The 15,388-nt window shown below is 59.0% G+C and carries 11 protein-coding genes; 9 read left to right on the forward strand and 2 right to left on the reverse strand.

From position 1 onward, the window contains the following. Window positions 1-8: 8 nt before the first annotated feature. Window positions 9-815, forward strand: coding sequence for an FAD-dependent thymidylate synthase (locus VGF98_03795; GenBank protein ID HEY1680743.1), 807 nt, complete (start codon window positions 9-11; stop codon window positions 813-815). Continuing rightward, complete coding sequence (locus tag VGF98_03800; protein HEY1680744.1) at window positions 815-2,056, forward strand: S41 family peptidase; 1,242 nt, start codon at window positions 815-817, stop codon at window positions 2,054-2,056. The genes VGF98_03795 and VGF98_03800 overlap by 1 nt, the downstream gene beginning before the upstream one ends. On the opposite strand, the gene VGF98_03805 is transcribed toward VGF98_03800, so the two are convergent. Continuing rightward, complete coding sequence (locus VGF98_03805) at window positions 2,053-4,758, reverse strand: winged helix-turn-helix domain-containing protein (GenBank protein HEY1680745.1); 2,706 nt, start codon at window positions 4,756-4,758, stop codon at window positions 2,053-2,055. The genes VGF98_03800 and VGF98_03805 overlap by 4 nt on opposite strands. Before the next feature lie 376 nt (window positions 4,759-5,134). Here VGF98_03805 and VGF98_03810 point away from each other — a divergent pair, with 376 nt between their 5' ends. Both VGF98_03810 and VGF98_03815 read left to right on the forward strand, forming a co-directional pair. Then, the gene (locus VGF98_03810) at window positions 5,135-6,466 is read left to right on the forward strand and encodes a choice-of-anchor tandem repeat GloVer-containing protein (GenBank protein ID HEY1680746.1); all 1,332 of its coding nucleotides are present in this window, start codon (window positions 5,135-5,137) and stop codon (window positions 6,464-6,466) included. 540 nt (window positions 6,467-7,006) lie between these two features. After that, window positions 7,007-8,905, forward strand: coding sequence for a hypothetical protein (locus VGF98_03815; GenBank protein ID HEY1680747.1), 1,899 nt, complete (start codon window positions 7,007-7,009; stop codon window positions 8,903-8,905). 134 nt (window positions 8,906-9,039) lie between these two features. On the opposite strand, the gene VGF98_03820 is transcribed toward VGF98_03815, so the two are convergent. Then, a complete protein-coding gene (locus tag VGF98_03820; protein ID HEY1680748.1) occupies window positions 9,040-10,767 on the reverse strand; it encodes a hypothetical protein in 1,728 nt (575 codons plus the stop codon). 117 nt (window positions 10,768-10,884) lie between these two features. Here VGF98_03820 and VGF98_03825 point away from each other — a divergent pair, with 117 nt between their 5' ends. From VGF98_03825 to VGF98_03845, 5 genes are all read left to right on the forward strand, one after another. Continuing rightward, window positions 10,885-11,901, forward strand: coding sequence for an ATPase, T2SS/T4P/T4SS family (locus VGF98_03825; GenBank protein ID HEY1680749.1), 1,017 nt, complete (start codon window positions 10,885-10,887; stop codon window positions 11,899-11,901). Next, window positions 11,898-12,959, forward strand: a complete 1,062-nt coding sequence (locus VGF98_03830; protein ID HEY1680750.1) for a PilT/PilU family type 4a pilus ATPase — start codon at window positions 11,898-11,900, stop codon at window positions 12,957-12,959. Before VGF98_03825 ends, VGF98_03830 begins: the two co-directional genes overlap by 4 nt. A 114-nt stretch (window positions 12,960-13,073) precedes the next feature. Then, entirely contained in the window at window positions 13,074-14,177 is a 1,104-nt protein-coding gene (locus tag VGF98_03835) for a type II secretion system F family protein (protein HEY1680751.1), read from the forward strand. Further along, window positions 14,174-14,923, forward strand: coding sequence for a sigma-70 family RNA polymerase sigma factor (locus VGF98_03840; GenBank protein HEY1680752.1), 750 nt, complete (start codon window positions 14,174-14,176; stop codon window positions 14,921-14,923). Before VGF98_03835 ends, VGF98_03840 begins: the two co-directional genes overlap by 4 nt. Further along, window positions 14,914-15,351, forward strand: a complete 438-nt coding sequence (locus VGF98_03845; GenBank protein HEY1680753.1) for a hypothetical protein — start codon at window positions 14,914-14,916, stop codon at window positions 15,349-15,351. Before VGF98_03840 ends, VGF98_03845 begins: the two co-directional genes overlap by 10 nt. The last annotated feature ends 37 nt before the right edge of the window (window positions 15,352-15,388 follow it).

The following is a 15,388-nucleotide window of genomic DNA, read 5'->3' on the forward strand; positions in this document are numbered from 1 at the left end:
TAACGGGTATGGCGTACGCCGCGCGGGTCGTGCTCGACTCGGTTAGTCCCGCGGGCGTGCGCCTCACCACATTAGAGGTCACGTTCCCGCGGTTCGTATTGGCCGAGTTCAATACGCATCGCGTATTTTCGCGCAACTCGGCGAGTTCGCGCGCAATTCCAACCAACAAACTGATCCAACGCGTGCTGGACGAGCCCGCGATTCCGTTGGAGTGGGGGCGCAACAAGGCGGGCATGTCGTCCGATGAGGTGCTGGCGTACGAAGATGGCGTTGCGGCCGAGCGTATCTGGCTCGACGCGCGCGATGCAGCCGTCGAACGCGCGCGCCAGTTGCTCGAACTAAAGGTGCATAAGCAGCAGCTGAATCGATTGCTCGAGCCGTTCTTATGGCATACCGTGATCGTGACGTCGACCGAATGGGACAATTTTTTCAATCTGCGTTGCGCGCCGCAGGCTCAGCCGGAGATCCGTGCGGCGGCCGTGCGAATGCGCGAGGCGTTGGGCGAGAGTCTTCCCGCGCCGGTCGGAATCGGCGAGTGGCATTTGCCGTTGATGCAAGATGACGAACGATCGTTACACGTGGAGACGCAGAAGAAGGTCTCGGCCGCGCGTTGCGCACGCGTTTCGTATCTCACCCACGACGGCAAGCGTGAAATTGAAAAAGATCTCGATTTATGTGCGCGGTTGATGATCGATCGGCATCTTAGCCCGTTCGAACACGTCGCGTCTCCGGCCGAAGATGACGAGTTTCGCGCAAACTTTCGCGGCTGGCAGCAAATGCGCAAAGAGGTAGAAGCGCCGGTCGTCTTCCAGTGATGCGGCGGCGCTTCGTTGCAGTGTTGGCCGTGTTGGTAGCGATGACGTGCGTCGTGCCGGCGCGAGCGCCGGCGCAAACGGCCGTCGTGCTAACGCCGGCGACCCGACAAGCTGCGCTTACCGCAATCGAGGGCGCGATTCGCACGACGTACGTTTTTCCGGAGATGCGCGCTCCGCTGATCGCAAAACTCGATAGCCAGGCGGCGACGCACCACTACGACACCGCCGATCCGAACGTGTTTGCCGAGCGGGTAACCGACGACATGCAGTCGGTGGCCCACGACGGTCATTTGTATATGACCTACGACCCGACCGAATACGCAGCGTTGCTGGCACCGCCGAAAAGCGATGCTGGAATGGACGCTTACTATCGCGCGATCGCGATTCGTCAGAATAGCGGGCTGACCGAGATGAAGATTCTTCCGGGTAATATCCGCTATTTGAGACTGAGCGCTTTCGACTATGCGCCAGGCATTACGACGGCAGCTTATGACGATGCCGGCCGCTTTTTACACGGCGGCGATGCCATCATCATCGATTTGCGTGGAAACGGCGGTGGTGACAGCGATGCAGCCGACTATTTTGGGAAGGCGCTGATCGACCCCAATTCCGGCAAGCCGATCTACATTTTGGTCGACGGGCACGTCGCATCGGCGGCCGAAGCCGTTGCGTACGGCGCGCAAGCCGCGAAAGAAGCGATTATCGTGGGTAGTACAACCTACGGCGCCGCCAATAACAATAAGAAGCTGCCAATCGCGCCAGCGTTCGTGCTGAGCGTGTCGTACAACCGCCCGATCAACCCGATCACGAAGACCAACTGGGAAGGCACGGGTGTCGTTCCGAATATCCGCGTCGCGGGCAGTACGACGTTGCCGGTCGCGGAACTCAGCGCGCTCGATGAACTGTCGGTGCTGCCTGGCACCAGCGCGTCAATGCAGGCGGAATACACATGGGCTCGGCAGGGTGTCGATGCGGAACTTCACCCGGTCAAACTATCGAACGAGCAACTAGCGCGCTACGCGGGCCGCTATCGCACCATCGTCATTCGAGCCGTTAACGGCCAACTTCGACTAACGCGAACCGACCGGCCGCGCTGGGAAAAGAATATTCTACTCGTGCCACTAAACTCGAATGGTCTGTTCGCGGTCACTGCTTTTGACGATCTGCGTCTGCGCTTTCATACGAATTCGTTCGATTTTCTGTACGGAAACGAAGACGACCGGGACACTTTTACTCGCTAAACCGTCTGTCCGCTCGTCACTCCAGACCCAACTAGGGTTTCGAGATGCGGAGACGGCTTCGATCCGAACTCTTCTGCGACAGCGAGAGCGTGCTGTCGAAGGGCCGAGGCAGCTCCAAATTGATCGTCGACCTTTTGAAATGCACGAATCGTAAGTTCGCAGGCTGTTTCGTCCGAAGAATCTCGATCGAACAACCGTTTTGCGTGCGCGAGCGCGATCGGCCATTCGCCGCGGCGCATGGCGTCTCGAATTTGCGCCAGAGCGGCATCGCGGACGAGGTCTCCCAGGCGCGGTAAGATCGGGGCGAACCATTCCCAGCTCCGACTAGAGGTTTCGATAGCATCAATGCTGACGATTGCGGCGAACTCCAATGCCACGCGGTCCTCGTGGGACATCGTGTGAACGCCGGACGCCAAGCGACGCAATAGCATCGCAAGCTCTGCGATATCAATTGTGACCTGCGGCGCTATTCCGCATTGCCTTTCAGTCGTTGATATCACACCTGGGCCGATACGAGTTCGCAGGCGGAGGAGATACGCCCGTAAGTTATTGCGCGCGCTATCAGCAGATCGATCGGGCCACAGTCGTTGCGATAGTTCCTCTCGGTCGATTATTCGTCCGGCAACCGCCAACGCAGCAAGCAATTCCATCTCACGAGGCGCCAGATCAAGCTGATTGCCATCGCGCAATACCTTCATCTCCAGAACCCTGATCTCGACCTTACAGCCCGTAGAGCGCGAGCTGAATCTAGAACAAAAGTCCCGAAGCATCCCCGTCTTGGAGGCTCGTGCTTGTATGGCGGCGACGCTACTAATAAGGGCTGATGACTTGGTCTTTCGCGCGCACCGCATCGCTGCACCGAATAGTTCCGCACTCGCACCGTTTGTTTCGAGAACGCCGCAACAAATTCGTGCGAGCGTTTTATAAAACCACGAGCCGCTTTGATCGGCAGCCTGGATAGCACTGCGCGCACACCGTAAAGCGTTTTCTGATGTGTTCGATCGCGACGCTCCTATTAAAAACGCCATGCAGCGAAATGCCAACGTTTCGTAGCCGACCGGCTCGATGTGACCTCGACCGCGGCAGCATGCTAGTAGGTGTCTGAAACCGTCGATTGCGTTCGGCCGCACGGTGTTTTCAAGCTGCGCGATCCGCACATCGAACCCCGTGTCGTCGCCCCAAAACCACGCATGGAAAATGCGCTCTGCGGCGACCAGGGCGCGCACCAACGGCAGCTGCGATCTAGCTGCGGCCTCATGCGCGTCGTCGAGTGCGATTGCTTCAGCTTCTCGATCGCCGAGGCAGCGTAAGTTTCGAGCGGCAACGTGAAAGTTCCAGAGAGCTCGCGTGGCCGGAACGTCGAGTGCCAATCCGATCTGTTGCGCCGCTCCGTCGACGTCGGTCGGAAGCCCTTGCCAAACGCTGAGGGCTGTGCGCCACATAAGGAGGAGGGTGAAGCCGATCGAGTCTTCCGCATGGAGCGACGATTCAAACTCCTCGAAAACTCGGTAGATTTCCTCGAACAAGCCCAAGATGCCGGCGACGTTCGCGTACGAGCCCACGACGCTTACGCGAAGCATGAGCGGTCCCTCAAGTCGTATTGAGCGCCAAACCGCGCGGGCTTCGTTAAGCCAATCTTCGTTTGGGCGAGTGTAGATCCACGCGAGCGCGGACGACGCCCACAGCACCGGGTGTCGAACCGTCGTTGAGGCGTCGATTCGCGCGATGAGTAACGCTGCCTCCAGAGAGGGGGCATCGAATAGGTACACACCGGCTAGCGAGTACTGACTGGATAAGGACTCAAGTGAGGCTGCTGCGGCGTCTGCATCGCCAGCCAATAAGAACACCTGGGCAGCGCGCAATAAATCATCTTTAGATCGATGTTTGCGCGCGATGTCGAGCAGCACTGCGGCCTTCCGCGTCGCATAGCGCCGCTCGATTGCGGCTCTCAGTAAAGGGTGAACCGCGAGATGATTGCCATCGTTCGACGTTACGATCGGTATCGGCCGCAGCAAGTCGTGAATATAGTCGCTAACATCATCCGCACCCAACGAACGTGCGATATCGGCGAAGGTGGCATCTTCCACGAACGTTGCCGCGATTATGGCTTTCAGTTGATCGGGTGAAAGCCGCTCGACAATCTCATTTTGTAGAAAGTCCTCAAGATTAGCATCGTCGGAGTTCGTGAAAAGATCAACCGCCGATGCCATGCGGCCCGCTACTGCGGACCGCATCAGGAGCAATACTGCGACGGGCCATCCGAGGGTACGCTGTTCGATCGTATCTAGCTCCGAATCGCTGATCGCCGATCGGGCCGCGAGCTCCGTAATGGTATTCCGGTCGAACCGCAGGAGCTCGGCCGTCAGAAAGATCGTCTCGTGTGGCGAGGCGTATCGAGCGGTGCGAAGTCCGATTGCGGTGCGCGAACATAGAGCGACCCGGCGGGTTGGGTGACGCCAGGAAAGTAGGTCATTCAGTAGGCTTCGGATCTCCGGCTTATCGTCCAGCCATTCCAAGTGGTCGATGACAAAGAGTGAATCGTCGGCAATCGCCTCCCGCCACGCGCGAAGGGCGATATCGCGTAGGCGCCCGCCATCACGACCGGCGCTCAACACGTCTTGCCCGAGCGATAACGCTCGGTCCCCGTCTTCCTCCGCCAGGCCCCGCAGCAAGATCTTCGCTGCGTGTTCAACGGAGTCCACGCCATAAAAATCGCAATATGCGCGACGGTCGCGCCGAGCAGCTAGAAGCTGGGCAACTGTCGTCTTCCCATAACCTGCTGGAGCGACGATGACATAAAGCCGAGGCATAACGTGCTCGGCCATAGCGAGAATGCTTGGCTTTAATAAAGCTCGTGGCTGGAATTGCTCCAGATTTCTTTCGGCCACCGCTTCCTCCGCAAATCCGTGAGCCACAAAATTCGGCACCCGCGCGCCCACTCCATTTAGCGCCGCGGGTTCGTGACTGTAACGGCTTTGTAACGGTTGATTTTTATTATCGTTACAAGCTCCCGCGACCGGCCTTCGAATTGCCGGCCGCGTCGCTTACCAATGGTTGCTGTTTAGGAGGTCCAGACCCATGCGTGGTTCATCGCGAATCGTCAAAGGATACGGTCTGCCCGCGCTCGTCGTGATGTTTGGGCTAACGGGTTGTGGCTCGAATGCCGGCCCGCCCATCGAACCCGCCATGCACTGGGCGGTCCCGGCGTCCTCGTCCAAAGTCAAAGACGTGGTCGCAGATTTGCAGCCGGAGAGCGCGGTTCCGTACGGGGGCCTGCTTCTGGGCTCCGACGGTCAGATGTTCGGTACGACATCGCAAGGCGGCACGAGTGCCAGTGGCTTCGGTAGCGTCATCGCTTACGACGGATCCGGCGTGCACACGGTCTACGCTTTCCGTGGAATGCCCGATGGGGCGGCGCCCGAAGCCGGCCTCGTGCAAGATTCGTCGGGCGTGCTTTACGGCACGACCACTTACGGAGGGGCCGTATGCCCGGCGGGATGCGGCACGGTCTTCGACTTGATCCCTAATGGATCGACCTATACCGAAAAGGTGCTGTACGCTTTTCAAGGCGGGCAAGACGGCGCTTATCCCATCGGCGGACTTCTGATCGACAAGAGTGGTGCGCTGTACGGAACCACCTTCCAAGGTGGCGGCGCTGCAGCATGTAGCGGGGGCTGCGGGATCGTTTTCAAGCTCGTGCGTTCCGGCAAAACCTATAAGGAGACCGTCGCTCATCGTTTCAAAGGCGGTCAGGACGGCGCAAATCCTGTCGGCACGTTGATTGCGGACAGCGCGGGCACCGTTTACGGAACGGCAAAGAGCGGAGGTAACAGCAGTGCTTGTTCGGGCGGCTGCGGCGTCGTCTACAAGCTGAAGCGCTCCGGCGCTACCTACGTGGAAAGCGTCGTTCATAGCTTTGCAGGCGGATACAGTGACGGGGCTACTCCGCGGTCGGCTTTACTTGCTGGAAAGCACGGCACATTGTACGGCACCACACTGTACGCCGGGAGTGGTGCGAATGCCGGCGTCGTCTTCGAACTTACGCCGTCGGGAAAGGAATACTCTGAAAAAGTAATATTCAAGTTCAGCGGCGGTAAAACCGGTGCACAGCCGCACGATGAAAACGGCCTAATCGCCGATACGAAAGGCAACATCTACGGCACTGCCAGCGCGGGTGGAACTGCCAAGAGTTTCGGCGTTGTCTTTAAGCTAACGCCTTCCGGCTCCCAATACAGCGAGACGGTGCTTCACGAATTCCAAGGCCCGGCGAAAGATGGCGAATCACCCTGGGCCGGCGTAATCATCGGAAGCGATAAAAATCTGTGGGGCGTAACGCCCTACGGCGGATCCGGCACTTGCGACACGAGCGGCGTCGCGGGTTGCGGCGTACTCTTTCGGCTTACGCCGTAAATCCGATGGAGTGGTTCTATGCGTTCGATCTTAGTCTTGCGCTAGGCAACGCACAAGAGCTATGGTAGGAAACGTCTTGCGTTTATTGTTAGCCGTCGTTGGATGCGATGTTACGGTCGCCATAACGGCCTGCTCGGGCGCGACGCAGAATTCGCTTGCCTTCCGGTAGCGTCTTCCGCCACCGCCGAGACGAGTCAACTAGACTACAAAGTGCCGGCAAATTTCGGGGCCGGCGCCAATGGGCTCCTCATGGCTTGCGCTCGAACAAGTGTGTAGCCACATCAGCTCAGCAAGCAATGGTCTTAGAGGCGAATTTAGTTCGGTGCGACTCAAATGAACAAGACCGCCGTTTTATCTCGCCTCCTTATCCTTATTGGCCGGTTGAGCTGTACCGCTCGGACCGAGTAGGCACGATGATCACGAAAAGGGAGCTGCTTCGTGACAAATAAAATGATAAAATGTTCGAAGTTAAGCGCGTTCGGAGCCCTGCTAACCGCCGTTATAGGATGCGGGGGTGGAACATTCACTGGTAGCAATACCTTGACGCCCTATGCACACCAGTTCAGCGGTAACTCTTCACCGCACTATGTCTACGCGAACATCAACTACTCGCTTTCCTCCAAGCCTTATGCCTCCGTACAGGTCACATTTAACACGGAGGCGTTTGGCCTTGAAAATGCGCCGTACTTTTGGCAGCTTTTCATTCCCTTTGCCAATGGAAACCTCGCAGAGATTCGTATGGACACGGACGCGGTCGATCTCGGGATGCGCGGCGCCGAACAGTTTCTTGATAACCAAGGCGCAACGGGAATGGTTTCTTGTCCAGCCAACGGCCACGGGCTCACGCCCGGAGAAGTTCCCGGATGCTGTCCAGCTGGTAAGACGTTGCTATGCACGCTCGGGTACCTCTGGCAGGAAAACGTACCGTATACGCTGACGATATCGCTTGTTAAGAAAAACGCTTTGAGCGAAACGTGGCGGAGTGCACTTATCGACCAAAAGAAGCACGTGACGGTCACCATCGGGACCTGGCGAGTGCCTTCTTCCTGGGGACTTCTAGAACCGACGCAAAACAATCCGGCCTTCGTACAGCTTGCTTACTACTACGCAGTGCCAGATTGCACATCGCAGCCGTACGCGCATGTTGCCGTCTCTGGATTAGTTGGCGAGACGGTCCAGCACGAGCGTTCAACGGCCACGATCGTATCGACATACGTTAGTGCTTGCTCGCAAAATGAAGTCCTGAAGGCACAGCAGGGAGCAACGAACGCGAACGCCGAGATGGGTTACGCTTGGCGACCGGGCGCGACTCCGAGACCGAGTCCCAGTCCGGCGGTCGGCGTACCGCTTTATTCGCCGCTGCCGATGCCAACGGGAGGCGTTCATCACGTTGGGAGCTCCGTCAAGATCGGGTCGCCGCAACTGGTTCTCGCAGGCGAGACCGGCGGATTAGTCAATTTTCCTGACGAGCAGATCAGCTACCTCAAGTTCACGAGCGGGCTCTATCGGACGTGGATGTCATCTGGCATCATAGGCGAGGCGGAAGGTAATGCAGTTCTGGCCGATTCTAACGACATGGCCCGATTTAGGCTTGTTCCAATTCCGGGACCGTATACGCTTCCGGTCTACTCGCCTTTCGATCCAGGAACCAATTTGTTTGACGCCAATTACGCTGGACCGGGGACAGTTACACCTGCTTCGAACGGCAAGGATCTCCTCATGGTGTATCACGGAGAGAATCACTTCTGGAACGGCGTGGATTACTACGGCAGTTATAACGCTTCTGGCCCATTTTATTGCACTGTCGGACTGGCGCGTTCGTCCGACGACGGAACGACGTGGACCCGTGCGGGCGCGATCATTACCGGCGCCTTTCGTAAGCCGCCGCAGCCGCAGGCCGGCGGAGCGGGTGCATGCACGCCATCAGCACTCGCCGTTGGCGGCTACCTATACGCGATTTATAGCGAGGGCAGTCCCAGCGGCTTTCCGATGGCAATCGCTCGTGCGCCGATGAGTTCGGACGGGAAGCCGGGAAGCTGGGAGAAGTATTACGACGGCGGATTCTCGACCAGCGGTTTGCACAACGGTGCATTCACGCCGCTAAACACATACGGCGCGACCGGTGAAGGAAACCTTACCTTCAATAGATACTTAAACGCGTTTGTATTATTGGTGGATTATCCGCCCAAACGATTGGGAATCGCGATGCTCACATCTTCCGATCTCATCAATTGGTCTCATCCGCGCACTATTATCAGGATTCCCCCGGGCGCTTGCCAGCCCGTACAACTTGCGTGTTATCCTTCGATGATTTCGCCAAAGGAAACAGCTAATCAGATAACCGATCAGACGGGCTACGTCTACGTCAGTCGCACCCTCAAAGGTGTCCGAAACATGTACCGATACCCCTACGCCATCGGCAGTGCGCCTTTACCGTAAGGTTCAAACGAGTCAGAGCGGAAGAATCCCCGTTTTTACGCCGCGGACCTCTAGAAATGACGGCCCTTGGAGTGGTGTTCTTTGGCATGATGAGTTTGCCGTAAGGCTACTACCGGGCAACGAACTAGGGAAGTCTAGCCCGTTACCACACCCGTTTGTGCGGCATAGAGAGCGCGCGTCCGAACCGCTTCCACGTGATCGTACGCACGCGACGCTTCACGTGCGAGATCTTCGAGCATAGCGGCTTCTTCGGGATCCAGTTGCGCGCCATTGGCATGGGCGCCGTAGAGGGTGAAGCTGACGAGTTCGTGCCGCACGGTCACCGGAACCGCCAGCGTGTAGATGGCCGCGTTGTCGGAATCGAGCTGCGAGCGCACTTCGTCGAGCCAGACGATGTGTTCGTCGGCAAGCAGCATGCGCACGAGCAAGTGATTCGTATCGAACGACGCGGGGGCGACGGTCGTTTGCCGCGAGGTCGCGACGCCTTCGAAGCGGCCGGTACTCGTGGATCGCCGATATAACGCGGCGGCAGCCAGATCCATCGCGTCGTTCGGGACTTGGACGAGTCCATCGCTGATGGCAGATTCATTGGTGGCGTATGGTAAGGCTGACGCCGCTCTGCGCAAATAGGCCTCTGCTTGCCGACGGCTGCGGAAGAAGATCGACTCGACGACGCCCTCGACCGAGCGATTGATTCTGTCGAGCAAAAATCCGACGCCGATCGTGATCAGTAACTCGATGCCGACGGTGAAACGGCCGATCGCGACCACGCGCGAGAAGAACCAATCCAGAATCGAAACGAAGGCAATCACGCCGACCGAGATTACGCCGTAGACAAGAGCGCGATTGAGGACGAAGGTCACGTCCAGGACGCGCAAACGGAAGACCGCGTACGCGATGCACAGCGGCATCAGAATGACGGCGAAGCCGACGATCTGTCCCACCGCGAACGGCACGCCCGGAACGTAATAGATCGCATACGCGATGAACGAGGCGATCGTCCCGATCGCCAAAAAGCCCCAACGCTGCCGATCGCTCGGCGTCGCCATCACGACGTTCTTGGCGAGAATCAGGCCGGCGAATGCGAACGCGCTGAGCGGAATGACCGAACTGACGATGGCATCCCATGCCGGCAACGATTGCGTTGAGATATAGACGTGCCATTCGAACGTGTAGAGCGCAAACGCGGCCGCGAGATAAACCCACACGAACGGATCGATGTGCCGGCGCCAGCCCTGCACGTCGCCGTTTGGAAAGCGCAATACGAACGGCAGTAACGGCAGGACGCTCCAAGGCCCGAAGACTGTATTGAGGACGAACCCGAGTACGAGAAACTGCTGCGGGGATAGCAGGTGTGACCAATAGTCGAAAGCCGGACTGGTTCCGAAATACCCTACCGCGAAAATATAGAACGACCACGCCATGATCGATGGCCGAAGGAATACCAACAGAAACGCGACGATGAGAAACACGGTCGGCGGAATGTAGGCGAGAATACCCGCGATGCGCTGCCAGACGGTAAATTGCGCGACGGGAACGGCCGTCAAGGTAACGCTGTATGCGTGTCCGCGACGAAGAAATGTAAAACGCTCGGTCTCGCCGGCATACGGTGCGCGCAGAAGGGACGACGTTGTCAGGTAACCGTTTTCCACCAAGAGATCGCCGGCGCGCACCCCGGCGCGGTCGGCCGGGGACCCTCGGTCGATCCTCGCGACGACGTTGCTTCGGTTGTAGTTAATTGCGCCGAAGCCACCTTCACCCCAGTTCTCGACGAAGTCCACGTGACCGGCCGGCAAATAGTAAATCGCGACGACGACCAGCGTGACCACGATGAGGAGCGCTCTCGAGAGCGTCTTGCGCATCACGGTGTGTGCGGCGCGCCTAGCCGGATTCCCCGCCGCCACCTCCCGTGGACATTAAATCGCAAAACGCGCGACGGCTGTTTCGCAACGATGAGCGTTGTGTTATAACCGTCGTCCATGCTACGCGAACCTTCGGTAACCGCCTTCACTGACGAGCCCGCGATAAGGACGCTGGACGCGATCCTCGCGCATGCAATCGATGCGGGCGCGTCAGATCTGCACGTCGGTCCCAGCGCGCGAGCCGGGCAGGCGCGCGTGCGAGTCGGCGGTGCATTACAATTCGTGACCGAAATCGATGCAGAGCTCTTACTACGCATCGTGTCGCGAATCAAGTTATTGGCCGGGATGGATATCGCGGATCGTCGTCTTCCTCAGGACGGGAGATTTGATGTGGAGCGTGTTGGGCGCCGTATCGATCTTCGCGTGTCCTCGCTTCCGACGATCGACGGGGAGAGGCTGACGATCCGTTTACTCGACCGCGACGGCGGTGGACGTCGCCTGGACAATCTCGGGATGCCGAAAGATCTACAACGCGACTTTCGGAGTGTCTTGACTGCGAGCGCGGGGTTTGTCGTGATCTGCGGTCCAACCGGCAGCGGCAAGACAACAACGCTGTACGCGGCGTTGCGCGAACGCGACGCAGACTCGGAACACATTTGCAGCGTCGAAGACCCCGTTGAATTACGACTCGACGGCATCGCGCAAGTACAAGTGAACGTTCGCTCTGGGCTCACTTTCGCGACGGTTCTGCGTGCGTTTCTTCGCCAAGACCCCGACGTCGTCGTCGTCGGAGAGATGCGCGACGCTGAAACTGCAGCCGTCGCTACGACGGCCGCGTTATGTGGTCGATTAGTTCTCGCAACGCTTCACGCGACGAACGCGATAACCGCGTTCGAGCGCCTTCGGGAGCTCGGGATCGGCGCTCGAACGTTGGCTGCGTCAGTTTCTGCTGTATTGGGGCAACGGCTGCGGCCGAGATTAGACGGCGGCGGACGCGAAGGAGTCTTCGAACTCATCCTCGTCTCCGACGAGCTGCGACACGCGCTACATATCCAGGCGCCTCCGGAGACGTTGCGAGCGGTCGCACTACGCGACGGGTATCTTCCGATCCGTTCGGTCGAAGGTGCTGCATGAAAGCTCGAATCGATCCCGGCATCCGATTCGCAGATATCATCCATGCGGCACGAGTCCGTAACGCCTCCGACCTTCATCTAGCGGCTGGCCACCCCGCCGTCGCTCGAGTCGACGGCACACTTACAGCGTTGTCCGAAGGCCTCTTCGATTCAGACGAATTGTGGAGCGTGGCGGCCGGGCTCATGAGCGATTGTAACCGAACAGAGTTCGAACGGAGCGGCGACGTCAGTACTTCGATCGATTTTGGTGACGGCGGACGCGCGCGGATGCACGTTTTGCGAACGGGCGGAGAACCTGTGCTGGCGGTTCGTCTTCTGGATCGCGAGCCGCCGGCCCTCGAACGCCTGAATTTGCCGGCTGTCGTAAGCTCGTTGGGACAGCGAGAGCGCGGTTTGGTCGTGCTCGCTGGGCCAACGGGGTGCGGCAAATCTACAACGATGGCCGCGATCGTCGGCGACATCAATCGCGGCTATCACCGACGCATTGTGACCCTGGAAGATCCGATTGAATATCGTCATTACAACCGCAGCTCGTTTATTTCGCAGCGTGAGATCGGACTTGATGCGCCAACCATACAGCAAGCACTGGTCGGTGCACTCCGCGCCGATCCCGACGTCTTGGTCGTCGGAGAAGTACGGGATGCGAACGCCATGCATACCGTGTTGATGGCAGCCGAGACGGGACACCTCGTGTTCGTGACGTTGCACACGGGAACCGCTTCGGAGACAGTAGAGCGGATCGTCGATATGTTTGATGGGGCTCGTCAAGCGCAAGCGCGCGTGGCGCTAGCCGAAACGCTAGTCGCCGTCGTGTGTCAGCGTCTCGTAAAGGGTGCCGTTGCCGGCCGCCGCGCCGTAGCAGAGATACTCATCGCGACCCCGGCACTGAAGAGCATAATCCGTCAATCGAAGACGTACCTCATCCCAAACGCTATTGTCACGGGGCGCCGGCACGGCATGCAAACCTTCGCGCAACATGCCGCCCAGCTCGCTGCCGAGGGAGAGATTTCGCTCGATACGGCACGCCGCTTCGAAGACGCTCGGACGACGGCCGCTTGACCGATGCTCTTGTATTATCGAGGCTTAACCCGCGACGGCTCTCGCACGTGCGGATCGATTATCGCCCCCGAGCGCAGTCTCGCGTTGCGAAGGCTTCGAACCGGCGGCATATACGTGACGGCGCTCAATGGGGCGGCGACGATCCCCGGCATTGTCGCTCGCATTCGATTCGCGCTGCATCGCGACTCGGGGGCGCGACTGGCCGCCTTTCGATCCTTAGCCGCGCTTATTGAGGCCGGCGTACCGCTACGGCGCAGCCTGGAAACGGTCACGGCAGTTCGTTCACGGGACAGCATCATCGATGCGCTACGGGCAGTATCGGCGCAGGTTGAGTCCGGCACCGCATTATCGCAAGCCCTGCTGGACCACCCGCACGAATTCTCGCGGGTGACGATCGCGATCGTGCGTGCGGGCGAGGCGGGGGGATCGCTCGACGAGGCATTGCGGACGCTTGCTCGATGGGAAGAGCGCGACCGGGCGCTACGCCGCAAGATCGTGGCTACCCTGACGTATCCCGCCGTGGTAAGTGTGGCTGCTGTGGCACTGCTCCTTTTCTTGATTGGAAATACGATACCAGCATTCGCCGCGACATTCGCTCAATTGCACGCGCGCTTACCCCTGATAACGCGCGTGCTGTTGCGGCTGGGAGGCACGGTAGATTCACCCGAGCTGGTGCCGTCGGTCGCGCTGGTCGTCGCCTCGATCATCGCTGCGACCGTCTGGGCGCGACATCGGTCTCCGCTCTTGGCAAATGCGCTCGACCGTTTTCGATTTAAGATTCCATTGGTCGGACCGGTACTATCGAAAGCATCGGCCGCGCGGCTGGCCCGCACGCTCGGGTCGCTTCTAAAGGCTGGAGTTGATGTCGTAACATCGATCGACATCTGCACCGGCGTCGTGGGACCCGCTCACCGCAGTTGTCTAGAAAGCGTCACGGCTTCTCTCCGGCGCGGTGACGGCCTGGTCGCTCCATTCGAGCGAAGTGGCCTATTCGACGCAACGTTCGCGCAACTGCTTCGCTCCGGCGAGGAGAGTGGCGCGATCGACGCAATGTTCGTGCGAATAGCACGGTTTTACGAAAGCGACGTAGAAACTTCGCTTCTCGCTCTGACAAGTATTTTAGAACCGGTTCTCATCTGTACCCTCGGACTCGCCGTAGGGACGATCGTTGCATCCATCATCATCCCACTTTACTCAATGATCGGAAATATTCAATGATTCAACCGCTGACGACTGCGGAGCTTTGGTACCGCTACCGCCGCCCGGAACATCGCGAGCGACTCGTATCCGAATACGCGTACCTATGTGCTCGAGCGGCTCGCCGTTTCGTGCGCCCGAATCTCGATCGTGCCGACCTCGAACAAGTCGCTACCATCGGCCTCATTAAAGCGGTCGACCGGTACGACCCCTCACAGCAAACGCCGTTTGAAGCATATGCGTGGGTCCTGATTTTAGGGGAGCTAATGCATTTTGTGCGCGACGGGGAGCGAATGCTTCGCGCGCCCCGGCGTCTTCGCGATCTCGAGCGGCGTTGGTTGGCGGCGGAGCGTGAATTGTGGAACTTGCTCGGTCGTGAGCCGGTAGAGGACGACATCGCTCACCACATCGGCGCCTCGATGCAGGAACGCCGTGACGTTCGTGATTTTAGGGCGAGTGGTACGGTCGTTTCATTCGAACTGCTTCCACCGCATCTACAGCGCGAATCGAGTGCGCCCTTCGATGCGGTTATCGACAAACTGACGCTTGAGCGACTGCTGCAAAGTGTGACCCCGCTCGAGGCGTCGATCGTGCGGTCGATTCATCTCGAAGGCGCGACCATGGTGGATTTAGCGCGTCGACTCGGGTATTCTCGCCGGCATCTCACCCGTTTGCATCGAGCCGCCATCGAGCGACTTCGTCGCGCCGGTCAATCGCCCCAGGAACGTTCCGGTCGCGGCGCTAAGACGCCGGGACTTTGGACGTAACGCTTTTTCTCGCGGACTCCGCGCAAGTCTCTGAAGGTAAACTGCACGCGCTCGGTATCGGTTGGAGCCACACGTCGAGCCCCATGACCGGTCCGAGCGCGCTCGGAATCATTTTTCACGTGCCGTGGGACGAGACGAATCGGCGGACGCGTTGGACGCTCGACTTGCTCGACGCCGATGGTAAAGCAATTCAGATTCCCGATGGACGCGGCGGCACGCAAGGGATTCACGTTGAGAATGATCTCGAAGTCGGGAGGCCGCCCGGTGTAAAACCGGGTTCGGCAATTAACGTTCCGTTCGCGATCGTGTTTCCGCCGCTGGCTTTGTCCCCCGACTCCCGATTCGAGTGGGTGCTGCGCGTCGAGTCCAAGGACTGGCGCGCCGCGTTCGCGACGCGACCGAATACGGATCCGACTGCCAGGCGCTAAAATAGCAGGCGCGTGACGCGCGTACCGTATCGGTGGG

This window comes from Candidatus Tumulicola sp. (assembly GCA_036490475.1).
In the GTDB taxonomy this organism is placed as follows: domain Bacteria; phylum Vulcanimicrobiota; class Vulcanimicrobiia; order Vulcanimicrobiales; family Vulcanimicrobiaceae; genus Tumulicola.